Below are 24,549 nucleotides of genomic sequence, written 5' to 3' on the forward strand. Positions count from 1 at the left end.
AATGCAAATTGCTATTTTAAGTGGTAAAGGAGGCACTGGAAAAACTACAGTATCAACAAATTTAGCAAGACTAATGGGTTGTAGGTATGTAGATTGCGATGTAGAAGAACCTAATGGAGCCATTTTCTTAAAGCCTAATATCACTGAAACAAAAGATGTAAAAATTCCTATTCCCATAATAGATGAGAATAAATGTACTGGATGCAAAAAATGTGTTAACATATGTCAGTTTAATGCATTAGCATTAGTTAAGCAAAATGTTATGCTATTTGAAAAGCTATGTCATGGATGTGGAGCTTGCACAATAGTATGTCCTGTAAATGCAATAACTGAGCAGGGTAGAACAGTAGGAAAAATAGATATAGGGAAATATGAAGATAACGAATTTTTTAGCGGAACGTTAAATATCGGAGAACCAATGGCAGGTCCTATTATCAGTCAATTAAAGCGCTTAATTGGCAATAGTACTACAATTATTGATTGTTCACCTGGAAGTTCATGTAATGTTGTAAAGGCAGTACAGGATGTGGATTACGCAATTCTTGTAACTGAACCTACAGCTTTTGGACTTCATGACTTAAAAATTGCAGTAGACCTTGTTAGAAAAATGAACATACCATTTGGCGTTATAATTAACCGAGTAACTGAAGATGACAATCTAACTTCAAGATATTGTGACCAAGAGAATATAACTATTTTGGGTACTATACCTTTTGATAAAAAAATTGCAGTACATTACTCTAATGGAAAACTTCTAATAGAAGAAGATGAATCATTTAAACTTATCTTTGAAGATATAGCCTCAAATCTCCAGGAGGTGAATATATGCAATTAGTAGTTATAAGTGGCAAGGGTGGAACAGGGAAAACAACCGTTGCAGCATGTTTTTCTTACTTGAATGAGATGGGTACAAATATTGACTGTGATGTTGATGCATCTAATTTGCATATGATGCTAGGAGGCAAAGATGTTGAATCAAACTTATTTATTGGTGCAAAGGTAGCGCATATCAATATGGAAAAATGCACTCAATGTGGAGCCTGCGAAAATGTCTGTAGATTTGATGCAATAAGTAATTTTGAAATAGATGAGTTAAAATGTGAAGGGTGTGCTGCATGTTCAGTTGTTTGTATGTTTGATGCTATTTCTTTAGCAGATGAAGTTACAGGAAATACTATCATAACTCAGACTGATAAAGGTATTCTTTCTAGAGCAGAAATGAAACCAGGTGCAGAAGGATCCGGGAAACTAGTAACAGAAGTAAGAAAAAATGCTTTGAAGTACAAAGTCGAAGACAAGTGGACAATATTAGATGGCTCTCCTGGTGTTGGATGTGCAGTAATGGCATCTGTGGCAGGCTGTAATGCAGCGTTGCTTGTTGTAGAACCTACTCAATCAGGTCTAGAGGATTTTGTTCGTGTTCTTTCTGTTGTTGATTTTTTCGATATAAAGCCTTTTGTTTGTATAAACAAATATGATATAAATGAGGAAATAACTAATGAAATACAAATCTTCTGCAAAGAGAATTCTGTAGAGATAATTGGAATGATACCATTTGATAGTCTAGTGGAAAAAGCTATCAATGAATCAACTCCAGTAGTTTGCTATGCTGATAGTCCTGCAGGAAAAGAAATAAAAAAAATGTGGCAAAAACTAAACTTAAATAAAAATAATAAGGGAGGAATTTTGAAATGAGAATAGCTATTGCAAAGGATAATAATTATGTTTCAGGTCATTTTGGACATTGTGAGGGTTTTGAGGTCTTTGAAGTTGAAAATAATGAAATTAAAAATCGTATTTTTTTGCATAACCCGGGACATAAGCCAGGATTTTTACCGGTTTATCTAGCTGAAAACAACATAAATGTAATAATAGCTGGAGGGATGGGAGCTACTGCACAAGAGCTTTTCCAGCAAAATAATATTTCAGTTGTTGTTGGGGCGCAAGGTAGTGTTGATGATACTATACAAAGATATATAAACAATGATTTGAAGTCTACAGGGAGTGTATGTGAAGAACATGCCCATGAGGGACATTGCAACGACTAAGCAGAATGATTTCATTCTGCTTTTATTTCATATCATTATATTTAAATGCTGAAAGGAATGATAAAACAAATGTATTCAGAAAAAGTTATAGATCATTTTATGAATCCTAGAAATGTTGGAGTTATCGAAGATATTAAATTTCAAGTACAGGGCTGTGGTGGCGCCATTGCTACAAGTAGTATAACTACGGAGCTTGCTAAAGGAAAACATATATTAGAGGCCTATACTATCACAGACAAAAACATAATTGAAGCTCTAGATGGGCTTCCTGAAGAAAAGCACCATTGCTCTGTTCTTGGTGCTACTGCTCTAAGAAAAGCAATCTATGATTATAAAAGAAGATTAGATCAAGGTGGTGTGGATGAAAAACAAAGCTGAAAAATTATATGATGTTTTGAGAAGAAAAGGAATTAGGTTAACATATCAGAGAAAAGAAATACTCTCCATATTCATCAAAAGCCAAGAACATCTAAAACCCGAAGATGTATATGATCTAGTAAAAGATAAAGGAATAGGAATTGCTACAGTTTATAGAACTATAGAAATGCTTAAAGAAAGTGAAATAATTAAAGAAATAACTATAGCAAAAACTAGATATTATGAGTTAAAGATGTTCGGTGAAAAATGTATGCATATTCATTTTAAATGTGATATTTGTGGAACAGTATATGATTGTGATAATATTAAACTAGGGTTAAAAGTAATAGCTTTACGTGATTATACCGAAACTTTATATGATGTTGAAGTCAAAGACCTGACTATTACAATGAACGGTATATGTAAAGATTGTAAGAGGTGAAATTATGCCAAGACCAACAAAGCTTAGAAAAATATCATTTGTTCCAGAAAACACATATTTTGTTCCATTAGGAAAAGGAAAATGCCAATTAGAGAAAGTAACTCTTAAGCTGGAGGAACTGGAAGCCATTAGATTAAAAGATTTAGAAAACTTATCACAGGAAGATTGTGCTGAAAAAATGCATATATCTAGGCAAACTTTCCAGCTCATAATCGAGGAAGCTAGAAAAAAAATAGCTGAAGCTTTAACAGCAGGAAAGGCTATTGATATACAAGGTGGCAATTATACCCTTAATATTTGTAAATATAAGTGTAACGACTGTGGAAAAGAATTTGATGAAGCCTTCGAAAAAGATGCGCACATATGTCCTAGTTGTAACTCTGAAAATGTACTATGTATAGACCATAAAAATTGCTGTATGAAGCCGTGTCGCAAAGGCTGGTGCAACCAGCTATAGTAATATATTTAAGGTAATATAACTAAAAAGCTTCTACACATATTCTGTGCGAATATGGTGAGGCTTTTTTTACTATTCTGCATCAAGTTTACTAAAGTTAATGTATTTATTAACTAATATAGCCACAATAATTCCTACAAAAGTATCAAATACTCTGTTTATAGCATACATATATGATGTTCCCTCTTTAAGATTAGTCATTATAGCTAAAAATACCACACAAGCTATTGATACTGAACCATCATAATTAAAAAAGTTACATAGATAGATAACAAGCACGATTCCTAATCCAGTAACTATAGCGTTTTGTCCTATAAATATTGAAAACATAATTCCTACAACAGCTCCTATAATAGTACCAATCATTCTATTTTTCCCTGCAACAAAGGAATTATGCACCGAATTTTGCATACAAATTACAGCAGCTATGCATGCGTAAAATGGATAGGGCCTTTTCAATAATTGAAATACTATTATGCATATAAATACTGAAATTGCTGTTTTAAGATTACGCGAACCTATTTTCATCATATTATTAGACTCTCCTTATAGCAATATTAGTGTAAGCAACGTAATTTTATCATAATATATACTAAATGCCAAATAGATCAGTTAGTTTAAAAAGCTTAAAATTCATGAAACTAAATGTATTTATACAAAAATTAATAATTGACAATACTAATATATAGTGATATTATATGAATAATTTAAATGTATCCGTTGATAGGGAAGAGTAGTTGTGTATTTAGTTATAGAGAGCTGGTGGTGGTGGAAATCTGGCACGACAATATTCAGCAAATGGGCCCTTGAGGAGTAATGTGAAATGATTATATCATATTAGCATTACCGTGAGCCACACGTTACAGTGGATAGGGTATGTTAGTACCTGAAAGAGAGGTGTATTTTACACAACTTAGGTGGTACCGCGGATATTACTCCGTCCTATTTTTTAGGACGGAGTTTTTTGTTTTTGATTTTATTAGATATAGAAGGGAGTGATTGTGATGTGAAGAGCTTTAAAGAATGAAAGAAAAATAAATAATAACAAATTGAAGGAGAGTGTTTTTTATGAAAATGAAAAAATTTGTACTAAATTCATTATTACTTGCTATAGGAGTTCTTTTACATCAAATCACCCCACCTCTAGTGCTAGGCATGAAGCCAGACTTTTCATTAGTTATGCTTTTCATAGTAATATTATTTAATGAAGATTATAAGTCTTGTATAACAGCAGGTTTAACTATAGGTATGTTTTCCGCACTTACAACTGGATTTCCAGCAGGTCAGCTACCAAATTTAATAGATAAGATAATTACAACAACTATAATATATTTAACTATAAGAGCGCTTACTGAACGTGTTAAAGAACAGTTATTAATGATAATAGCCATATTTGCAGGAACAGTAATAAGTGGAGTAGTATTTCTGTCTTCAGCAGCAATTATTGCAGGACTTCCAGGAAGCTTCAATGTACTGTTAATATCTATAGTATTACCAGCAGCACTGATTAACACAGTCGTAGGAATGATTTTATATAATGCTGTAAGGCTCAGCATCAAGAGAAGCAACTTCAAAATGAATTAAATTTAATTTTATAATCACGTGTAACTCTTCTATATATTTTGACTTTATATAAGAGTTACACTTTTTATTGTTATTGCTCTTCTCATTATCAAAATAGAATTATATTTGTCTCAAATTGATAAAGTTGATATTAAGAACATTTTTTGCTATTAAGATAAATCCTAATATATACACATTTTAGGAATTATTTTGTTTTTGGCATGGTAATTGCTTACGTATATAGTGACATCACCTATAGCGGAAATACAATTTTTACAATGGAGGCGAGATGAGAGATGAAACTATATAAGCAGAAGCCACTGTCAGACAAATTCATTAATCTAATGGAAATACTTGAGTCTGAACTTAAACCGGCAACAGGATGTACAGAACCTGTAGCGGTAGCACTAGCAGTAGCAGTAGCAGCCGAACATTTAAAAGGAGAGGCTGTTAAAATAACTGTTGAGGTCGATAAAAATGTATTTAAGAACGGAAAAAAAGTAGGAATACCAGGAGGATTTGGAACAGGATTAGAGCTTGCTGCTGCACTTGGGTATTTGAAAAGAGATCAACCTAAAGATCTCAATATCTTATCACACATTGATGTTAATGACATAGATGATTCAAAGAGGATTGTTTCAGATGATACAATTAATTTAGAGTTAAGAAAAGATTTTAATGGACTAGAAATTAGAGCTATAGTAGAAGGAAAAGAAAATAAAGTTACTTGTGTTATCAAAGATAGCCACAGCAACATTACCCAGATTATAATAGATGATAAAGTGATATTTAACAATAAGGGATGTCAAGAAGTTTCAACATGCGCAATGAATACACTTGAGAATTACAGTTTTAAGGATTTTTATGAATTTGCAGACAAAGTACCTATAGACCTACTTGATATAGTTAGAGATGCCATGAGAATGAACTATAATTTCTTTACCGAAGGCTTAAAGAACAAAGATCAATTTGTTGAATTCCAAGAAAAGCTAATGGGAAAAAGTGAAGATATTGATGATAGTACAATTAGCTTATATGTTAAATCTGTGACTTCTATAGCAGTATACTTAAGAATGAAAGGTATAGTATTTCCAGTTATGTCATTAGGCGGTAGTGGAAATCAGGGACTAGTGGCTACATTGCCGGTTGTAACCGTAGGTAAATATAAAAAGTCATCTGAAGAAGAGATTATCAGAGCTGTTACTCTATCCTACCTTGTAGCTTTATATATTAAGAGCAAAACAGGTAGATTAACTCCTACATGTGGCTGTGGAGTGTCAGCAGGTGCAGGTGCCAGTGCTGGATGTGCATATTTACTTCATGGAGAATATGAAAATGTTAATAATGCTGTTAATATGACACTAGTATCTTTATTTGGTTTGATTTGTGATGGAGCGAAAAAAAGCTGTGCTTTTAAGGTGTCGACTTGCGTTCAGTCTGCAGTAGAATTAGCAGTTATGTCTTTGGAGGGGATAAAGATTGAGGATCATGACGGTATAAACCTAGACAAAGTAGAAGACAGTATCGCTAATATAAGTGTAATATCTAAAAATGGGTTAAAAGAACTCGATAGCAGTTTAGTTGACGTATTAAACAATATTTCATGTTAACATATCAATGAAAGCCTGTTAAATTTGTTTAAGTTGAAATATAATAAGGATAAGGCTTTTATTAGAATAATAAAAACTAAAAGGAGAGAGATAAATGAAGAAGATAATTTTATTTGGAAGCAAACATTGACCAGGATGTGCTCCAGTGAAAGAGTTACTTTCAGAAAATAATATACAATTCTTATATATTGATATTACTGATGGAATGCTAAATTTGAAGAGATTCCTTAAATATAGAGATAGCAGACCAGAGTTTGAAGAAGTCAGAAAAGCAGGCAGAGTAGGGCTTCCATGCTTAGTAGTAAATGATGATGATGACGAAAGAATCATATTTGGAGAGCCTGATTTAAAAGAGCTCAAAGATGAGTAATAAAAAGAATGTTTATATTGAATGTAATACTAAGGAGTGTTTACTGTGAAATTAGTAAATATTAAGGACTATGTTCAAGACATTTCTAATAATATTTCACAGATATTAAATGTAGATGTTACAGTTATTGATTGTGATGGTACAAGAGTCGCTGGAACAGGAAGATTTGAACTGAAAGTTGGCTCTAAGATAGATAAAAAGTCAATGTACTCTAAGGTACTAGAGATGGGAAATCACCATATTATGGGTGAGAAAGGGACTAATGCAAGCTGTAGACATTGTAGCGAAAAAATTGTGTGTGAAGAAATATTTGATATTTGCTGTCCTATCAAAGTATGTAATGACACTATAGGAGTTATTGGGTTTGTAGCTTTTAACGAAGAAGAAAAAAACATTATGTTCAATAAACAGAACGTAGTATTAAACTTTGCATATAGAATGGCTGATTTAGTTGCGGGTAAGTTCGAGGAACAGATAAGGAAAGCTAGGTTAAGCTGGAACTATTTCCATGACATAACATTTGAAGATATAGTTGGATGCGACCCTTCTATAATGAAGGTTAAGGAACAAGCAAGAAAATGTGCAGATACTTCTTCGAATGTTATGCTTTATGGAGAAAGTGGTACTGGTAAAGAATTATTTGCTAGAGCTATACACAATTGCAGCATCAGGAAAGATAATCCTTTTGTCGCAATTAATTGTGCTGCTATACCAGAAGGATTGTTAGAAAGTGAGCTATTTGGATATGAAGAAGGAGCTTTTACAGGTGCTAGGAGTTGCGGAAAGGCAGGAAAGTTTGAGCTGGCATCTGGAGGAACTATTTTTTTAGATGAAATAGGAGATATGCCTGTACACCTACAAGCAAAACTGTTGAGAGTACTACAGGAAAGGTATATTGAAAGAGTAGGAGGAAATGGTGTTATACCTGTTGACATACGTATTATTTCTGCTACTCATAAGGATCTTGAGGAGCTTGTTGACTCAAAACAATTTCGTGGAGATTTATTCTATAGATTGAACGTCATACCTTTATATATACCTCCTATAAGGGAGCGCCAAAAAGATATTAAGCTTCTTATGGATTATTTGCTAAAGAAATATAATAAAATATTGCTTAAAAACAAGAAAGACTTTACAGATGAGGTAGTGGATATATTTAAAAAATATAACTGGAAGGGCAATATTAGGGAAATGGAAAATGCAATAGAATATGCAATAAATATGGAGGCAAGTGATATTATAACTATGAAAAGTATACCTCCTAAAATAAAAAGCTCCATAGGACTTACCAAACCAATAGATTCTAGCTTTAAAACATTAGAGCAATTAGAAAAGGAAGAAATAGAGAAAATTCTTAAGTACTATGGAGACGATTCACTTGCAGTTAAAAAGTGTTCAGAGATACTTGGGATAAGCATAGCGACCTTATATAGAAAAATCAAAAAATATAATATCGAATATAACTAGGCTGTGGTATTTTATACTACAGCTTTTTTATTTATTTTTTTTAATATTATTTAATAAAAGTTAATATTTACTAGAATACATATGAAAACTGTAATTTTAGCCATATCCATATTAATTTGTACAGGGCTTGGTTATATCAGTTTCATATTTAAATAATATTCAGAATATACTGAATAAAGATAAATATAAGTTGTATACAAAGTAAATATAATTATGAAAGAGGTGTTATGCTTGGGAAGGTTTTTAGCTAAGAGAGTTATATCAATCATTGTAACTGTTTTTTTAGTAATAACATTAACTTTCTTTTTAATGCATGCTATACCAGGAGGTCCTTTTACTAAAGAAAAAAAAGTGCCACCAGCAATAGAACAAGCACTAATGGAGAAATACAATCTAGATGATCCATTGCCAAAACAGTACATAGACTATCTAAAACGTGTTGTGACACTTGACCTAGGACCGTCGTTTCAGTACGAAGGTATGTCAGTTAACAGACTTATAAAAAATGGATTTCCAACGTCGGCCAAAATTGGTATTATCTCTGTCCTTCTAACATTATCTTTAGGTGTACCTTTTGGAATACTGTCAGCATTAAAGCAGAATAAATGGCAAGACTATATTGTAATGTTCATGGCCACACTTGGTATAACAATACCTCCATTTGTTATAGCTACTGCTTTAATTTACTTCTTCGCAATCAAGATAAATATACTCCCTGCATTTGGCATAGATAGCTGGAAGGGATATATACTACCAGTTATCGCTTTATCCGGATTCTCACTTTCATTTGTTGCAAGACTCACTAGATCTAGTATGCTTGAGGTTATGCAACAGGATTATATTAGGACTGCAAGGGCTAAAGGATTACCAGAATGGAATGTAATAACAAAGCATTCATTAAGAAATTCAATTTTACCTGTTATAACTTATGTAGGACCATTGGTTGCAAATATTCTTACCGGTTCCTTTGTTATTGAAAGGATATTTGCGCTACCTGGAATGGGTAGGCATTTTGTTCAGAGCATTACAAATAGAGATTATACTACTATCATGGGGATGACTATATTCTTCGCCACGTTTTTAGTCATTATGGTACTAGTAGTTGATATTATTTATATTCTAGTTGATCCAAGAATCAAACTCGATGAATAAAGGAGGGAAGTATATGAACAACTCAAAAGCTACTGATGAAGTTATACCAAAGGAAATGTGGGAGAGACTTAGCGAAACTGAAAAGGATAATGAAGCTATTTCTAGAAAAAGCCTCACTTATTTCCAAGATGCATGGAGAAGATTAAGGCAGAATAAGTTAGCTATGGTTGGACTTGTTGTAGTCATTTTATTGATATTAATTGCTGTATTTGGTCCATTTTTTTCAAAATATAGCTATTCTGATCAGACGTTAGAGTATGCAAGTCTGACTCCTAAATTAGACCTGCATAAAATTTCAGATAATAGTTTTGTACATTTAGCTAATGGCCTTAGGCTTTACGAAGTAACAAAAAAAGGAGAGGTTTTGCAGTTTTTGAGCCCTATTGAACAAAACCTTACACAAAAGCTTAAGGTTTATGAAGTAGATGGAAATAAAGTTATTCTAGATTTTAGTCAGAAACCATTTAAGTTGCTAAATGAAAATAAAGAACAGTATTCATATTACAAAAAAGTATGGAACAAAACTTATATTTTAGGCTCAGATGATCTTGGCAGAGATATGCTGACAAGAGTTATTCATGGTGCGAGGATATCACTGTTAATCGCATTTATAGCTACTTTTGTAAACTTTTTTATTGGAATACTATATGGAGGAATAGCTGGATATGCGGGCGGAAGGATTGATAATATAATGATGCGAATTGTTGATATTATTAGCACTATTCCATTGATGCTTTATGTGATTTTATTAATGGTAGTGCTGGGCTCTGGACTTAAACCTATAATTATAGCTCTAGGCTCAGTTTTTTGGGTAAACATGGCAAGAATAGTCAGAGGACAGGTGTTAAGTTTAAAAGAGCAAGAATTTGTATTAGCAGCCAAGACTATTGGAGCGAGCCATTTCAGAATCTTAATAAGACATCTGCTTCCAAATGCTATGGGTCCTATAATAGTTTCTATGATGATGATGATTCCAACAGCAATATTTGTTGAAGCATTTTTAAGCTTTATAGGGTTAGGAGTTTCAGCACCAAAAGCTTCATGGGGAACGTTAGCTAATGATGCTCTAGGTGCGTTACGTTCATATCCGCATCAATTATTTTCTCCAGCTATTGCAATATGTATTACAATGTTAGCATTTAACTTCTTGGGTGATGGCTTAAGAGATGCCCTAGACCCTCGATTACGTAAATAGAAATGAGGTGAAAATATGAGAGAAAAACTATTAGAAGTAAATAATCTAAAAACCTCCTTTTTTACTCATCTAGGAGAAGTTCAAGCGGTTCGTGGAGTTAGCTTTAGTCTTAAGAAAGGAGAAGCTATAGGCATAGTTGGAGAGTCAGGTAGTGGAAAGAGCGTTACTGCCCTATCTGTTATGAAGCTTCTTCAATACCCAGGTAAAATTGTAGATGGAGAAATCATATTTAAAGGACAGGATATAGTTAATTTCCCAAATAAAGAAATGTTGAAGATAAGAGGTAATGAAATAGCCATGATATTTCAAGATCCTATGACATCTCTAAATCCAGTATATACAATAGGTAACCAGATAGTCGAAGCAATAGTAAGGCACCAAAAACTTAGCAGAAAAGAAGCTGGAAAAAGAGCTGGTGAAATGCTAAAGCTTGTTGGTATACCATCTCCAGAGAAAAGAATTAACAGCTATCCCCATGAATTCAGTGGGGGTATGAGACAAAGAGCTATGATAGCTATAGCTTTATCATGTCAGCCAGATTTATTAATAGCTGATGAACCGACTACGGCACTAGATGTTACTATTCAGGATCAAATATTAAAGCTAATGAAAGAGCTAAAGGAAAAGATAGATACTTCAATTATTCTTATAACTCATGATTTAGGTGTGGTTGCAGATGTATGCTCAAGAATTGTTGTTATGTATGGTGGACTAATTATGGAAGAGGGTACTTCAAGAGATATATTTTACAATCCTAAGCATCCATATACCATGGGTTTACTAAAGTCTATACCAAGGCTTGATTTAGGGCAAAAGAAGAGGCTTATTCCTATACCTGGTTCACCACCTGATTTATTGAAACCACCAAAGGGGTGTCCATTTGTTGAAAGATGCTCTTATGCAATGAAAATATGTAGTGAAAGGTTACCACAGTTTTATTATATTGATGAAACTCATAAGGCTATGTGCTGGCTATTACATCAAGATGCACCGAGGGTTGAGTTAGATACAGGTGTGAAGAAGGGGGTTGTGTAATGTCTAAGTCTAATGAAGCAACACTACTTCGAGTAAAAAATCTTAAAAAGTACTTTCCTGCAAAAAGAGGATTTTTCGGTAAAAATATTCTTTATACTAAAGCAGTTGATGATATAAGTTTTGATATTAAGAAAGGAGAAACCTTTGGCCTTGTTGGAGAGTCTGGCTGCGGCAAAACAACTACAGGCAGGTGCATAATAAGACTGTATGACATTACAGATGGAGAAGTGTACTTTAATGGAAAAGAAATTGGTAAGGCAAAGGAACGTGATTTAAAATATCTTAGAAAAGAGTTCCAAATGATTTTTCAAGATCCATATGCTTCGTTAAATTCGAGAATGACAGTTAGTGATATTATAGGAGAACCTTTAGAAATACATAATATTGCAAGTGGGAAGGAAAGACAAGAATTAGTATATGAGCTTCTACACAGGGTTGGGTTAAGTAAAGATCATGCTAATAGATTTCCACATGAGTTCAGTGGGGGCCAAAGACAACGTATAGGTATAGCAAGAGCATTAGCAGTTGGACCGAGCTTTATAGTGTGCGATGAGCCAATATCAGCATTAGATGTATCTATACAGGCGCAGGTTGTAAATATGCTTGAAGATTTACAAAAAGATTTAGGACTTACCTATCTGTTTGTAGCACATGATTTATCAATGGTAAAACATATATCAGACAGAATCGGTGTAATGTATCTTGGGAAAATGGTAGAGATAGCGTCAAGTCACGAACTTTATGAAAGCCCAATACACCCTTATACTCAAGCATTGTTGTCAGCGATTCCAATACCAGATCCAGATATAACTGCAAAAAGACAGACTGTAGTGCTAGAAGGAGATGTTCCAAGTCCAATAAATCCACCTTCAGGGTGTAGATTCAGAACAAGATGCAAATACGCAATGGATATATGCAAAGAAGAGGAACCACAGCTTGCTAACATTGGAACAGAGCATTTTGTTGCGTGTCATATAGCTGGTAGATAGATAAAGTGTTTGATAAAGCATAAAGCTTTATTAATAAAAAAGAAATTAAAAGGGGGATATTGTTTATGATTAAAAAAGCATTATCGTTGTTGCTAATCTTAGCTCTAATGTTGACTGCTTTTGCTGCATGTGGTCGCGACGAGCCAGCTCCAGCTAATGAAACTGAACAGCAAACAACTGAAGAAGAGAGTACACAACAAGAAGAACAGCAGGAAGAGACTAAGGATGTGCCACAGGTACTTACCTATAACATGGGTGACGAACCAGAGACTCTAGACCCAGGAAAGGCTACAGAAAATGTTGGAATCAATATTCTTGGTAATACTAGTGAAGGGCTAACTAGAGTAAGCAAAGAGGGCAGTCCTGAACCAGGTGTAGCAGAAAAATGGGATATAAGTGAGGATGGAAGTGAATATATTTTCTATCTAAGAAAAGATGCAAAATGGTCAGATGGTAAACCAGTAACAGCAAATGATTTTGTTTACTCATGGAGAAGAGTATTAAACCCAGAAACTGCTGCAGATTATGCATATTTTCTATATCCAGTGCTAAATGCAGAAGCTGCAAATACTGGAGAAGTTAGTGTTGAGGAGATTGGAATAGAGGCTGTAGATGAGTATACTTTAAAAATAAAACTCGACAAGCCTGTAAACTATTTTCTATCACTATGTACTTTTATTACAACCTACCCAGTTAGACAGGATGTAGTTGAAGCAGATCCAGAAGGATGGGGCTTATCAGACAACGGGATTATAAGCAATGGTCCATTTTACGTGAAGGAATGGAAGCATAATGAAAAGGTAATAATGGTCAAAAATCCAAACTATTGGGATGCTGAAAATGTTAAACTCGATGAGTTTACTATGACTTTAATCAATGAAGAGTCTACAGCGTTAGCAGCATTTGAATCTGGTGACATAGATGGTAGCGATACCGTTCCAGTAGCTGAAATTCCAAGACTGTTAGCAGAAAGCGATGAGTTTTATATACTACCTAATCTAAGTTTGTATTACTACGTATTTAATAACAGTGCACCGCCATTTGATAATGAAAAAGTTAGAAAGGCGTTTACGTTAGCAATAGACAGAAAGGCTATAGTTGAAACAGTAACAATGGATAGCTCTACACCAGCGTCAGGCATGCTTCCTAGCGGTTTGATCTATGGTGGAGAAGAATTCAGAAAGGCTGGGGGAGACTATGATATTAAACCAACAGCACAGGTAGAAGAAGCTCAAAAACTATTAGCAGAAGCCGGATATCCAAATGGTGAAGGTTTACCAACAATCAAAGTTAATTATAATACACTTGAGCGTCATAGAAAGATAGCTGAAGCTATTCAAGAAATGTGGAAGAAAAATCTAGGCGTTGAAGTTGAGCTAGTTAATCAAGAGTGGAAAGTTCATCTAGCTACATTAGAAGAAGGTAACTTTCAGGTTGGAAGAATTGGATGGGGAGCAGATTACGTGCATCCTATGACATTCTTTGATATGTGGATTGAGGGTAGTGGAAATAACTATTCACAATATACAAATAAAGATTTTGACGAGCTAGTTAAAAAGGCAATGATTACTCAAGATGAGAAAGAAGCAGCTAAGATTCTACATGAGGCTGAAGATATATGGATGAGCAGATACACAATCTCTCCAATTTACTATGCAACAGACCCAGACTTGATGAAGAGCCACGTTAAAGGATGGTGGAAGAGTCCTGTTGCAAACTTATTCTTACGTGATGCATATATAGAAAAGTAAGTGACAATGCTTGAAAAGGTAAAAAGATTAAAAGTTGTTTATATTTTTTTACAGATTTATTAATTAAGATAGGCTATATTATTGATCTTAATCTAATTATCAATGATATAGCCTATAAATTTTTTTAGTACCCCAAAAGAAATATAAGTTTATAGACGATATTATTATTAATAACAGAGAGGGTGAGAAAATGAGATCAAATAAGATATTTACAAGATTTTTAATAATGGTAGCTATATTGGTATTATCTGTTGTACTATATATGAAACAAACTAAGGACAGTAATACAATTAATAATGTTATAGATTCAAAGAATGAGGATAGAAGTGTTTTTAAAGAAAAAACTGAAGAAATTGTACCTGTATTTTCAAACAATAGGTTAACAGAAGAAAATATAAGAAGAATAGATGGTATGTCATGGAAGACGGAAGCACCTGTAAAACTAGATGATTTGAGATATATAAAGGTAACCTATTGGGGTTTTGATGATAAAGCGCATCTAGGAGAGCTAGTTGTTCACAAGGAAGTATCAAATGAAGTCATAGAAATTTTTAAAGAATTGTATGAAGTTAAATTTCAGATTGACAAGATAAAAATTATTGATGAATATAACGCTGACGATAATTTATCTATGGAGGACAACAATACTTCTTCATTTTGTTTTAGAGTAGTAGCTGGAACTAATAAGCTTTCAAAGCATAGTTACGGACTAGCAATAGATATTAATCCAATACAAAATCCATATATAAAAGGAGAAGTTATTTTACCTGCAGAAGGAGAAACATATGTTGATAGAAGTAACGTAAGAAAAGGAATGATAGTAAAGGATGATGCTTGCTATAAGGCATTTACAAATAGAGGCTGGGCATGGGGTGGTGAATGGAAAACGGTAAAGGATTACCAACATTTTGAAAAAAATGTTGATCTTAGAAAGAATTAATTTGATAATATATTTTATCTTATTTTCATATTTTTAAATGCTTCATTGTATTTATTAATTAATATATCAAGCTTCTGAGATACAGATATAATTTCATTATCTAGTAGATCACCCTTCTTGTTATTTATTAGTAAATCTAAAGTAGTTCTAATTGTATTAATCTCTTTTTTTATTGTATCTAAATTACACATTGGCATGTCTCCTATACAATAATGTGAAAAAACACGTTGAAAATATATCCAAAAATCACATATTAAAATGATATCAAGATTACTTTATTTTGTAAATATGAAAAGACAAATATTATTTAGTAAATATTTACATATACAAAACAGTCTAGCTTATACTATCTAGGCTATTTTAATGCTCAAGAAAGCTATAGATTATTTGAATTTACGTTAATAAGAACTTTTTAAGGATACATTTTATTTAAAAAGTATGTTCAAATAATATTTAGTATGATAGATTATACCTTATCCAAGCTTTATGCTGAAAATGTTATTATTACTTACAGCTTTGCTTTTTAGACCAGTGTATAGATTGTGATACCATGTACCATTGTAATTAATATTGGATGTAGATTCATCTATAAAGATTCCATAGCTGTCAAAACCTATATGTATAGAAGCTTTACTTCTTGTGAGAGCAGCAGATAGACCGTCAATTATTCTGAATAACCTATAAGTAATTAACCAATTTTCATTGGCAGTGTGTTTATTAAGGGGAAGTTCCTTTTCCTCGTGATGATGGTACAAAATAGTGTAATAAGTGTCTGTAGATATATTGTATTTTTCGAATGCTTTTTTCGCGCTTTTTTCTGCGTGAATTGTGCCATCTTCAAAAACTTCATTAGCAAAGACTTTTTGCCCAACTGATAATACTGGCTGGTTTTTACTTATATCATGAAACAAAGTTGTTTCGATTAACTTTTTTTCTAAGATGTCAAATTTTTTAAATATATTTAGTTGCTTTAACTTATAAATTATATCTAGGCAGTTAATAATGTGGTCAAATGTGCCTTTTTCTATAACTTCCGTAATTAATATCATCCCTGTTTGTTGATCGTAGTAGTCCATAAACTCTGGAGAATCACGTAGATCATCTATGATTGACAAAATGCTAGTGATATCCAAGTCAAACGATAATTGTGCCAGTTTTTCTAGTAAAATATTATGCAATATTTTTCACTCCTCAAATTGTGCAGATGAATTACAGGAATTTTACAAATAAATGATGTAACAAAAGAGATATTTTGTTACATCATTTATAAGCTGAAATTTCTATATGCTTTATTGATATTATCTTGATTTATGCCTATATATCTTAGAGTAATTGATGGAGATGAATGATTAAACACTTCTTGCAGGAGTGCCACATCTTTATATTGCTTATAAAAGTGATACCCAAAGGTTTTTCTCAAAGTATGAGTGCCTATCTGACATTCTATGCCTGATTGCCTAGCAACATTATTTATTATCCTATAAGCTTGAACTCTAGTTATTGGTTTATTTGTCGTTTTATTCAAAAAAATATAATCTGTATATTTATACTCATTATTTATATAATCTAGGTATTCTCTAATAGCTTCATTAGCTGAACTGGTTATTGGAAATTGCTTTATCTTCCCAGTTTTAGTTTCTTTAATAATAATATTTGATTTAATTTTACTTCTTAAAACAATATGTTCATACTTCAATTTCAGCAAATCACTTATTCTCAATCCTGTATTAATCCCTAATACGAATAGCAAATAATCTCTCATATTTTTGTTTTTAAGAATTTGTTTTATTTTTTTTATATCACTAATTTTCCTTATTGGTTCTACCTTTTCCATGTTTTTTTCTCCTTCATTTATAAAAATTATTAGTTATATAAGATAATATACATTGGTATTATAAGATGCTACAAGTAAATTGTGGGCGGCTATCAATTGTTATACAATTATGTCAGTAAGTGTTGACACACGATATTAACTAATGTAAAATTATGTATAAGGCATTCGAATGATGTAACAAAATATCTCTTTTGTTACATTATATAAGACATGTTAAAGTATTTAATATAGTCCTTTAGTAATATTTTAAGAAGAGTGATAAAATGAAAAAGACAGGAAGAATTTTTTCAATACTAACTTCAATATTAATACTAATGCTTATGTACACACATGAAAACTACATGGCAAGATGCTATGGGATTTCTAGTAATAGTATTTTTAATTGCACTGGTTTTGTATTTACTGCAGTAATTTTAATTAGTCTATTTTTATGGTGGGGTGGAAAAAGATACGATATGTCTGTGTTCTATTCTCAAATAGATCCTTTAACAGGAGTATACAATAGAAGATATGTTTATGAAGTTGCTTCAAAGACATTTGATAATGCATTTAAAAGAAGTAAGTTGGCTTTTCTATTAATTATTGACATTGATAATTTTAAAGCAATTAATGACACATACGGTCACTGTAATGGAGATTTAGTCCTACAGAGTCTAGCTCATAAGTTAAATAAAATAATGGGCAAAAAAAACGTGGTTTCAAGATGGGGTGGAGATGAATTTCTGATTATATATAAGGATTTAAAATATGATGATAAAAACCTTATAATACAAAAAATTCAAGATGAGTTGGATAATATTTCAGATAGTATTGGTTTTAACATATCTGCTTCTATAGGTGCCGCATGTTACCCTAAAGACGGGAACACATTATCTGATTTACTGAACAAGGCGGATAAAAACATGTACTCTTTAAAAAAGAAAGGTAATAGTTTATTATAAATTGGAATAGATAAAAGCAGGTACAAATCAAAATGCCTGTTTTTTTAGTGCCCCTAAATATTTTTATGATGTATATTGAATATATATATATTTATAATATAATGATAGATATGACTTATTTAGAAAATCAAAATGTAAACTGTGAGGTAAGAAATGCTTAGAACAGAGAACAAAGAAATAAGAAATCAGATTTTTAAATTAGCAATACCTGCAATAATGGAGATGATGCTACATACTTTAGTGTGGACAGCAGATACAGCGATGGTCGGAAGATTGACACCAGCAGCTATTTCTTCAGTAAATTTAGGCACGCAGATAATGTTTACTGTAAGCAATATTTTTGGAGCATTGGGTATAGGTGCTACTGCAATGGTTTCAAGGCAGATTGGGGCAAACAATAGAGATGAAGCTGAAAGAATAGCCTCACAATCCATAGGTGTAGGAATAATAATAAGTGTTGTGATTGGCATATTGGGTATAGTTTCAGCTAATTTAATATTTAGTACAATTGTTGACGATACAGAAGTAATATTTTTGGGAACAAAATATCTAAGAACAGTATTTATAGGTGCATTTTTCTTAATTCCACTTTTAATTGGGAATTCTATACTTAGAGGAGCTGGGAACACAGTTGTTCCACTAATTTCTGCGATGTTTGCAAATGTTTTTAATATAGTTGGTGATTATGTTCTTATATTCGGAAAGTTTGGATTTCCTAAATTAGGTGTGGAGGGTGCCGCAATAGCAACTGGATGTGCACAAATACTTGCAGCAATGATCACTTTTTTCTTCCTTATAAGAGGTAATTCAGGAATTAAACTGCATATAAAGAGAATTTTCAAGTTAAATAAAGATATTCTTAAAAATATAATAAACTTAAGTATACCAGCTACATTTGAAATGTTAATGAACGAAGGAAGCAGGCTTCTATCATCATTTTGGATAGCCCAGTTGGGAACAGTAGCATTTGCTGCACACTCATTAGCTACTGCAGCAGAATCATTATCATTTATGCCAGGATATGGGTTTGCTATTGCAGCTACAACTATGGTAGGTCAGAGCTTAGGAGCCAACGATGTTAATAAAGCTGAGACCAGTGTAAAAGAATCAATCAAATATTCAGTAATACTGATGGGGACAGTAGCACTAGCTTTTTTACTTGTACCCTATGGGATTATGAGATTGTTCAGTACAAATTTAGATACAGTATTGCTAGCTTCTAGATGTTTAAGGGTTGGAGCAGTTGAGCAAATACCAATAGCTATTGCTATGGTTGTATCAGGTGCATTGAAAGGAGCAGGTGATACAAAAGGACCATTTAAAATTGCTTTAATCACTAATTTAGCAGTTAGACTTCCAGTTATATTCATAGTTGTGTTTGTGCTTAAATTGAGTGTAGTGTATGTATGGTGGGCCACTGCAATACAGTTTATTGTGGAAGCAACACTTATGATAATAAGATATAAAAGAGGCAATTGGAAAAGTATAAAAATTTAGGGAGCTTTTGCTCCCTAAATTTTTTATGCAGAAGGTAATTCTATGGATTTAACTCTATATTCAATATTCTCCATAGGTGTATCTACTATGACTTTTTCTCCTTGCTTTTTAAGTAAAAGAGACCTGCCAATTGGCGATAGGTAAGATGCTGATTCGCCATCTAAGGAATGATCATTTAAAAAAGGTGATATAATCTGAAACTTTTCAACAGAATTATCACTTAAATCTTCCACTTCTACAACACTATTAATCACGACAAATGGACAATCACTATCTGACTTATCTGCTATTTCTGCATTTTTAATATACTTATCGATGTTTATAACATAGTTGTCAATTAGATTTTCAAAATTAAGTCTATCAGCTGTCATGTCATAATAGTATTCTTCAAGAACTTTATTTTTTTCTTCTTCCATATCTACTAAGTGCTTTATTAAACCTTCATATATTGGTTTTGATATAACGAACTTACTCAAGTTGCTTACCTCCTATATACATTAAATGGTAAATGATCAAATATACAACAAGCCACTTCGCATAAAAAGCGAAATGGCTTGTTAATTAAGCTTACCATATATGTTAATGATTGTCAATGGTTACTGACATTACCATTTAATTGAAGAAAGAACATTTAATTCAATTAATATTCTGAAAATTACTATTTAAATCCAATTAGATTGAATCTAGACCTAGATACAATTTGTCTATTCAAATCTTTATTTAAATTAGTTCTTGTTTCTTCATCTAAAGATTTTCTATCAATAGTACTTAATTCAAGTGCCATTTCATTTTTTAGCTCATTTAATGCTTGTATCGAATTTGGATTTCTTAAGCCTCTAGTCATTTAAACACCTCTTTTATAGTTAAATTCTTTACTATATTTTCTTCAATTAAAATAGTAATTATGCAAGATATAGCCGTATTTTACAGTTTAATATAATTAATAAAAATAAATGTTCTTTGATAATGAAATTGCATAATAAGCATATAGTTGTGGGAATATAAAATTAACTAAAACTCAGTTAAGATTAAGTTTAAACTTTACTTGAAATGTAAGCTATAGGAAGAAGCAAAATAACATAAATGGAGGGTTGAAAATGCCAGAGAAAAAAGGTTTGTCACATAATGCTTATGGAGGAATTCATGGAAAGGATTATATACCTTATATACCGGCAGACGAAGCAATGCCAGAGATAACTACAGCATCTCTAGTAATAGGATGTCTTTTTGCTATATTGTTTGGTGCTGCAAATACATACTTAGGATTAAAGGTTGGGTTGACGATTTCAGCTTCTATACCAGGTGCTATACTTGCAACAGGTATACTTAGAGGAGTATTAAGAAGAAACAATATTTTGGAAGCAAACCTTATTCAATCAGTAGGATCTATGGGAGAATCAATCGCAGGCGGGCTTATATTTACACTTCCTGCTATTATAATTTGGGGAATGACATTAAAGCTTAGTACAATAGTAGTTGTTACTTTATTAGGGGGACTTTTAGGAGTTTTATTTATTGTTCCGTTAAGAAGGTTTCTTACTGTAGAAGAGCATGGAGAGCTTGTATATCCAGAAGGAATGGCAGCTGCTGAAGTTCTTGTTACAGGTAGTACTGGTGGAACAGGTTTTAAAACAGTATTATCAGGTTTATTTGGAGGGGCAATATATAAGCTTTTATCTGGTGGATTCGCTCTATGGCTTGAGGAGCCAGAGTGGACTATTAAACCGGTTCAAAATACTATTTTTGGTGTAGATGTTTTAGCTTCACTTGTTGGAGTAGGTTATATAGTTGGGATAGAAGCAGCTTTATATATGTTTTCTGGAGCTTTAGTTGCATGGATTGGATTAATACCGCTTATCAAATATGTTGGTTCAGGTCTAACGGTTCCATTATTTCCATCAACTGACTTGATTGCTGACATGAGTGCTTGGTCTATATGGAGCAGCTATATACGATATGTAGGAGCAGGTGCAGTTGCAGCAGGAGGATTCATCAGTTTGGCTAAATCAGCACCAACAATCGTAAGTTCATTTAAATCAGCAATGTCAGGTATAGGAGCAAGTGGCGGAGGAAACAAAAGAACAGATAAAGATATACCACTAACTTGGATAATTGGTGGAGCTATACTAGTATTTATTCTTTCGTGGGTCTTACCTATAATTGATGTTGGACCAGTTGGTGCTTTAATGGTTATAATTTTTGCATTTTTCTTCTCTGTTGTTTCAGCAAGAATAGTAGGAATAGTAGGTGTATCTAATAACCCTGTGTCTGGTATGACGATTGCTACTTTATTATTTGTAACTTCAATACTGAGACTTATAGGATTTGTAGGCGATACAGGAATGTTAGCAGCTATAATTGCTGGAGGAATAGTGTGTGTAGGTATTGCTGTTGCAGGTGGAGCAGGACAGAACATGAAGACTACATACATTATTGGAGGTACTCCTAGAAATATTCAAGTAGGTATGTACATTGGAATAATAGCCAGTTCAATATTTGTTGGTATGGTCATACTGCTCTTGCATAATATTTATGGAATGGGGTCTGAACAAATACCAGCGCCACAAGCTACATTGATGTCAATGGTTGTAAAAGGAGTTATGACAGGTAAGCTTCCATGGACACTAGTTATAATAGGTGCAGTTTTCGGTGTGATGTGCGAACTAATGGGAATACCAATATTGGCATTTGCTCTAGGCCTGTATTTGCCAATACATTTAAGTGCAGGTATTTTAGTTGGGGGTATAATAAGAACACTTGTAGATAAAAAGTTCAAAAAAGATGATAATTTACTTAAAAAGCAAACTGAAAAAGGAATTTTATTGTCATCTGGGTTGGTCGCTGGTGATGCATTGATGGGAATAGTCATAGCTGCGTTTGCAGGATTAAATATTGACATAGCTATCGGGAAGAGGATAGCGCCAGGGATAACTGGAAACCCAATTACGGCTTCTATAGCATTTTTGATATTAGCAATATGGATATACTACTTTACTACTAAAGTAAACACAAGAGATGTATAGGTGATAATATGTCAAAAAAAAGTAAGGATAACTTCCTATTGTATATACCGAGTAGAAATCATGATACATGGAAAGAAAAAAATGGTAATATTTATTTAATAATTCATCATGACAAGTTAGCTGAGAAAATAACTAGTTGGCTTACCAAAAGGCCTACAGCTACAGATGTAAAACTAGATGAACTAGGTACTTTTGTATGGAAAGAAATAGATGATCGAAAAACAGTGTATGATATTGGGCAATGCCTGTTCAAGCAATTTGGAGATAAATGCGAACCAATATATGAAAGGCTCATAATGTATCTTAGGTATCTAAATAAAAAGGGATGGATTAGATTTAGAAAAGAAGAGATGATGGGATAATAAGAGGCTTATTTAGACTATGTCTAAATAAGCCTTTATATTATGTATTTTCTAATACTACATTATTTTTAAGAGTTTTTTTATCTTCATATCCAACTATATATACAGATAAAACTATCAGTAGTCCTCCAATTATTTGAGGCGAAGAAATTTTTTCATCTAGAATAAAATAACTAGCTATAACAGTTACAAGAGGAAGCATGTTTAAATATAGAGATGAAGTAGATACTCCTAGATGTTCCATAGAATAAACATAAGTATAATAGCCAATGGCAGAACAGAATATTCCTAAGTAAAGTACATTGAATATTATTGTTGGACTAATCATAGATATGTTAGTTGATTCGAATAAAGAAAATGGTATAAAAAATATAGTTCCAAAAACAGATTGATAGAAAACTATAGTAAGCTGAGAATATTTACCGAATAACGGTTTTGTTACAAGCGAATATACAACCCATGCTAATACTGCTCCTAACATATGTAGGTATCCTAGGAAGCTGCCAGAAGAGGTTAGTTCTTTGAAATTTATATTTACGATAAAGAAGACACCTATAAACGAAATAAACACGCTAAGCATCTTCAATTTTGTTAGTCTTGTTTTAAAAATAATAGTTTCAGAGATAAAAGTGAAAATAGGGATAGTAGCAATTATCAGTGAAGCAGTAGATGCTGGTAATAGTTTAACACCATTATTTTCAAAGAAAAAATAAATGGTTACACCTATAAGCCCTGCTATAGCCATGAGCGGTAAATCTTTCTTATTTACTTTTGTATTTGGCTCCTTAATTTTAAAAACTGCAAATAAAAACACTGAAGCTATAACAAATCTTACTAAACCTAAAGTCATAGGAGGTATGACATCTATAGCAACCTTTATGCTTAAGAATGAAAGTCCCCAAACAAATACTGTAAATATTACACTGATAATAGGAAGTAATTCTTGTTTTTTCATGTCTATTCTCCTTTACATCACATATTATTTCATGGATACCAACTATTATATTATCACTTAATTAGAATTTAGGATATAAATAAATTTAAATAATTAATTAGGTAGAGATATTAGTTTATATGTTAGTTTTTGTAAAAAATAAAGGGAATGTATGGCATGTGTAGAATTATAAGAGTAAGATTAAATTATAAAAGTTAAGGTAGGAGAGATTGCTAGAAAAAAGTACTGGAAATATAAACTCATGTAACAAAAGAAAATATTAGTAAGATAAAAAGTCAGTTGGATAGGTTATTAATAAAGTATACACCTATAAGCAGAAATTCACGAACACATGGTTAGAGAATGCAATAGTTATAAGAAATTATGACTTCAATTTCCGAGTATTTCTTTGGGGTCAAAAGATCACGAAGTTAAACTAATAAATAATAATTTTGAAGGGAGTGAGCGACATGAAACGTCGATTAATACGAAATAAGGTGATTTTTGTTTAAGTTGAAATAGTATAAATGTTAGTGCTGTTATTTTACTATTTCAACAAGTTTGTTAGTACAAAATAATTTA

The 24,549-nt window shown here is 32.4% G+C and carries 27 protein-coding genes and 1 other annotated feature; of the genes, 20 read left to right on the plus strand and 7 right to left on the minus strand.

Annotated elements, in window-relative coordinates:
• Nucleotide 1 precedes the first annotated feature (1 nt).
• From HNR33_RS05155 to HNR33_RS05180, 6 genes are all read left to right on the plus strand, one after another.
• On the plus strand, nt 2-835 hold the full coding sequence (locus HNR33_RS05155; RefSeq protein ID WP_429080829.1) for an ATP-binding protein: 834 nt from the start codon (nt 2-4) through the stop codon (nt 833-835).
• Nucleotides 826-1,695: an ATP-binding protein gene (locus HNR33_RS05160; protein WP_429080831.1), complete on the plus strand. Its 870-nt coding sequence runs from the start codon at nt 826-828 to the stop codon at nt 1,693-1,695. The genes HNR33_RS05155 and HNR33_RS05160 overlap by 10 nt, the downstream gene beginning before the upstream one ends.
• Nucleotides 1,692-2,048 carry a NifB/NifX family molybdenum-iron cluster-binding protein gene (locus tag HNR33_RS05165; protein WP_429080833.1) on the plus strand — a complete coding sequence of 119 codons (357 nt, stop codon included), beginning with the start codon at nt 1,692-1,694 and terminating at the stop codon, nt 2,046-2,048. Before HNR33_RS05160 ends, HNR33_RS05165 begins: the two co-directional genes overlap by 4 nt.
• A 69-nt stretch (nt 2,049-2,117) precedes the next feature.
• On the plus strand, nt 2,118-2,426 hold the full coding sequence (locus HNR33_RS05170) for an iron-sulfur cluster assembly scaffold protein (RefSeq protein WP_429080835.1): 309 nt from the start codon (nt 2,118-2,120) through the stop codon (nt 2,424-2,426).
• A complete protein-coding gene (locus tag HNR33_RS05175; RefSeq protein WP_429080837.1) occupies nt 2,410-2,847 on the plus strand; it encodes a Fur family transcriptional regulator in 438 nt (145 codons plus the stop codon). The genes HNR33_RS05170 and HNR33_RS05175 overlap by 17 nt, the downstream gene beginning before the upstream one ends.
• 4 nt (nt 2,848-2,851) lie before the next feature.
• The gene (locus HNR33_RS05180; protein ID WP_429080839.1) at nt 2,852-3,304 is read left to right on the plus strand and encodes a DUF134 domain-containing protein; all 453 of its coding nucleotides are present in this window, start codon (nt 2,852-2,854) and stop codon (nt 3,302-3,304) included.
• A 72-nt stretch (nt 3,305-3,376) separates the two neighbouring features.
• On the opposite strand, the gene HNR33_RS05185 is transcribed toward HNR33_RS05180, so the two are convergent.
• Entirely contained in the window at nt 3,377-3,835 is a 459-nt protein-coding gene (locus tag HNR33_RS05185; protein ID WP_429080841.1) for an FUSC family protein, read from the minus strand.
• Between the two features lie 180 nt (nt 3,836-4,015).
• Nucleotides 4,016-4,252, plus strand: a binding site (T-box leader).
• 120 nt (nt 4,253-4,372) lie between these two features.
• Here HNR33_RS05185 and HNR33_RS05190 point away from each other — a divergent pair.
• The 10 genes from HNR33_RS05190 (at nt 4,373) to HNR33_RS05235 (ending at nt 15,376) form a co-directional block, all read left to right on the plus strand.
• Complete coding sequence (locus HNR33_RS05190; RefSeq protein WP_429080843.1) at nt 4,373-4,888, plus strand: tryptophan transporter; 516 nt, start codon at nt 4,373-4,375, stop codon at nt 4,886-4,888.
• Between the two features lie 275 nt (nt 4,889-5,163).
• Nucleotides 5,164-6,477 carry an L-cysteine desulfidase family protein gene (locus HNR33_RS05195; RefSeq protein ID WP_429080846.1) on the plus strand — a complete coding sequence of 438 codons (1,314 nt, stop codon included), beginning with the start codon at nt 5,164-5,166 and terminating at the stop codon, nt 6,475-6,477.
• Between the two features lie 145 nt (nt 6,478-6,622).
• The gene (locus HNR33_RS05200) at nt 6,623-6,847 is read left to right on the plus strand and encodes a glutaredoxin domain-containing protein (protein ID WP_429080848.1); all 225 of its coding nucleotides are present in this window, start codon (nt 6,623-6,625) and stop codon (nt 6,845-6,847) included.
• A 45-nt stretch (nt 6,848-6,892) separates the two neighbouring features.
• A complete protein-coding gene (locus tag HNR33_RS05205; RefSeq protein ID WP_429080851.1) occupies nt 6,893-8,314 on the plus strand; it encodes a sigma-54 interaction domain-containing protein in 1,422 nt (473 codons plus the stop codon).
• Nucleotides 8,315-8,545: 231 nt separating this feature from the next.
• Nucleotides 8,546-9,466 (plus strand): ABC transporter permease, encoded by a 921-nt coding sequence (locus tag HNR33_RS05210; RefSeq protein WP_429080854.1) that lies wholly within the window; start codon nt 8,546-8,548, stop codon nt 9,464-9,466.
• 13 nt (nt 9,467-9,479) lie between these two features.
• The gene (locus HNR33_RS05215; protein ID WP_429080856.1) at nt 9,480-10,661 is read left to right on the plus strand and encodes an ABC transporter permease; all 1,182 of its coding nucleotides are present in this window, start codon (nt 9,480-9,482) and stop codon (nt 10,659-10,661) included.
• Between the two features lie 15 nt (nt 10,662-10,676).
• The gene (locus HNR33_RS05220) at nt 10,677-11,696 is read left to right on the plus strand and encodes an ABC transporter ATP-binding protein (protein ID WP_429080859.1); all 1,020 of its coding nucleotides are present in this window, start codon (nt 10,677-10,679) and stop codon (nt 11,694-11,696) included.
• On the plus strand, nt 11,696-12,685 hold the full coding sequence (locus HNR33_RS05225; protein ID WP_429080861.1) for an ABC transporter ATP-binding protein: 990 nt from the start codon (nt 11,696-11,698) through the stop codon (nt 12,683-12,685). Before HNR33_RS05220 ends, HNR33_RS05225 begins: the two co-directional genes overlap by 1 nt.
• A gap of 65 nt (nt 12,686-12,750) precedes the next feature.
• A complete protein-coding gene (locus HNR33_RS05230) occupies nt 12,751-14,436 on the plus strand; it encodes a peptide ABC transporter substrate-binding protein (RefSeq protein ID WP_429080864.1) in 1,686 nt (561 codons plus the stop codon).
• A gap of 190 nt (nt 14,437-14,626) precedes the next feature.
• Nucleotides 14,627-15,376: a M15 family metallopeptidase gene (locus tag HNR33_RS05235; protein ID WP_429080866.1), complete on the plus strand. Its 750-nt coding sequence runs from the start codon at nt 14,627-14,629 to the stop codon at nt 15,374-15,376.
• A 14-nt stretch (nt 15,377-15,390) separates the two neighbouring features.
• Here the strand turns inward: HNR33_RS05235 and HNR33_RS05240 are convergent, their stop codons facing one another.
• From HNR33_RS05240 to HNR33_RS05250, 3 genes are all read right to left on the minus strand, one after another.
• Nucleotides 15,391-15,567, minus strand: a complete 177-nt coding sequence (locus HNR33_RS05240; RefSeq protein ID WP_429080867.1) for an aspartyl-phosphate phosphatase Spo0E family protein — start codon at nt 15,565-15,567, stop codon at nt 15,391-15,393.
• Nucleotides 15,568-15,849: 282 nt separating this feature from the next.
• Complete coding sequence (locus tag HNR33_RS05245; RefSeq protein WP_429080869.1) at nt 15,850-16,509, minus strand: hypothetical protein; 660 nt, start codon at nt 16,507-16,509, stop codon at nt 15,850-15,852.
• 131 nt (nt 16,510-16,640) lie between these two features.
• Complete coding sequence (locus HNR33_RS05250; protein ID WP_429080872.1) at nt 16,641-17,210, minus strand: site-specific integrase; 570 nt, start codon at nt 17,208-17,210, stop codon at nt 16,641-16,643.
• Nucleotides 17,211-17,473: 263 nt separating this feature from the next.
• Here HNR33_RS05250 and HNR33_RS05255 point away from each other — a divergent pair, with 263 nt between their 5' ends.
• The gene (locus tag HNR33_RS05255; protein ID WP_429080874.1) at nt 17,474-18,151 is read left to right on the plus strand and encodes a GGDEF domain-containing protein; all 678 of its coding nucleotides are present in this window, start codon (nt 17,474-17,476) and stop codon (nt 18,149-18,151) included.
• Nucleotides 18,152-18,304: 153 nt separating this feature from the next.
• Nucleotides 18,305-19,648, plus strand: a complete 1,344-nt coding sequence (locus tag HNR33_RS05260; protein ID WP_429080877.1) for an MATE family efflux transporter — start codon at nt 18,305-18,307, stop codon at nt 19,646-19,648.
• Nucleotides 19,649-19,671: 23 nt separating this feature from the next.
• Here the strand turns inward: HNR33_RS05260 and HNR33_RS05265 are convergent, their stop codons facing one another.
• Entirely contained in the window at nt 19,672-20,124 is a 453-nt protein-coding gene (locus tag HNR33_RS05265; RefSeq protein ID WP_429080878.1) for a GreA/GreB family elongation factor, read from the minus strand.
• 182 nt (nt 20,125-20,306) lie between these two features.
• Nucleotides 20,307-20,492, minus strand: a complete 186-nt coding sequence (locus tag HNR33_RS05270) for a hypothetical protein (protein ID WP_429080880.1) — start codon at nt 20,490-20,492, stop codon at nt 20,307-20,309.
• Between the two features lie 253 nt (nt 20,493-20,745).
• On the opposite strand from HNR33_RS05270, the gene HNR33_RS05275 reads away from it, so the two are divergent.
• Both HNR33_RS05275 and HNR33_RS05280 read left to right on the plus strand, forming a co-directional pair.
• Complete coding sequence (locus tag HNR33_RS05275; protein WP_429080882.1) at nt 20,746-22,671, plus strand: OPT family oligopeptide transporter; 1,926 nt, start codon at nt 20,746-20,748, stop codon at nt 22,669-22,671.
• Between the two features lie 8 nt (nt 22,672-22,679).
• Nucleotides 22,680-23,033 carry a PqqD family protein gene (locus HNR33_RS05280; protein WP_429080884.1) on the plus strand — a complete coding sequence of 118 codons (354 nt, stop codon included), beginning with the start codon at nt 22,680-22,682 and terminating at the stop codon, nt 23,031-23,033.
• A gap of 40 nt (nt 23,034-23,073) precedes the next feature.
• Here HNR33_RS05280 and HNR33_RS05285 read toward each other — a convergent pair whose 3' ends face one another.
• A complete protein-coding gene (locus HNR33_RS05285; protein WP_429080886.1) occupies nt 23,074-23,988 on the minus strand; it encodes a DMT family transporter in 915 nt (304 codons plus the stop codon).
• Nucleotides 23,989-24,549: the final 561 nt, after the last annotated feature.

This window comes from Brassicibacter mesophilus (assembly GCF_050433385.1).
Taxonomy (GTDB): domain Bacteria; phylum Bacillota; class Clostridia; order Tissierellales; family Proteiniboraceae; genus Brassicibacter; species Brassicibacter mesophilus.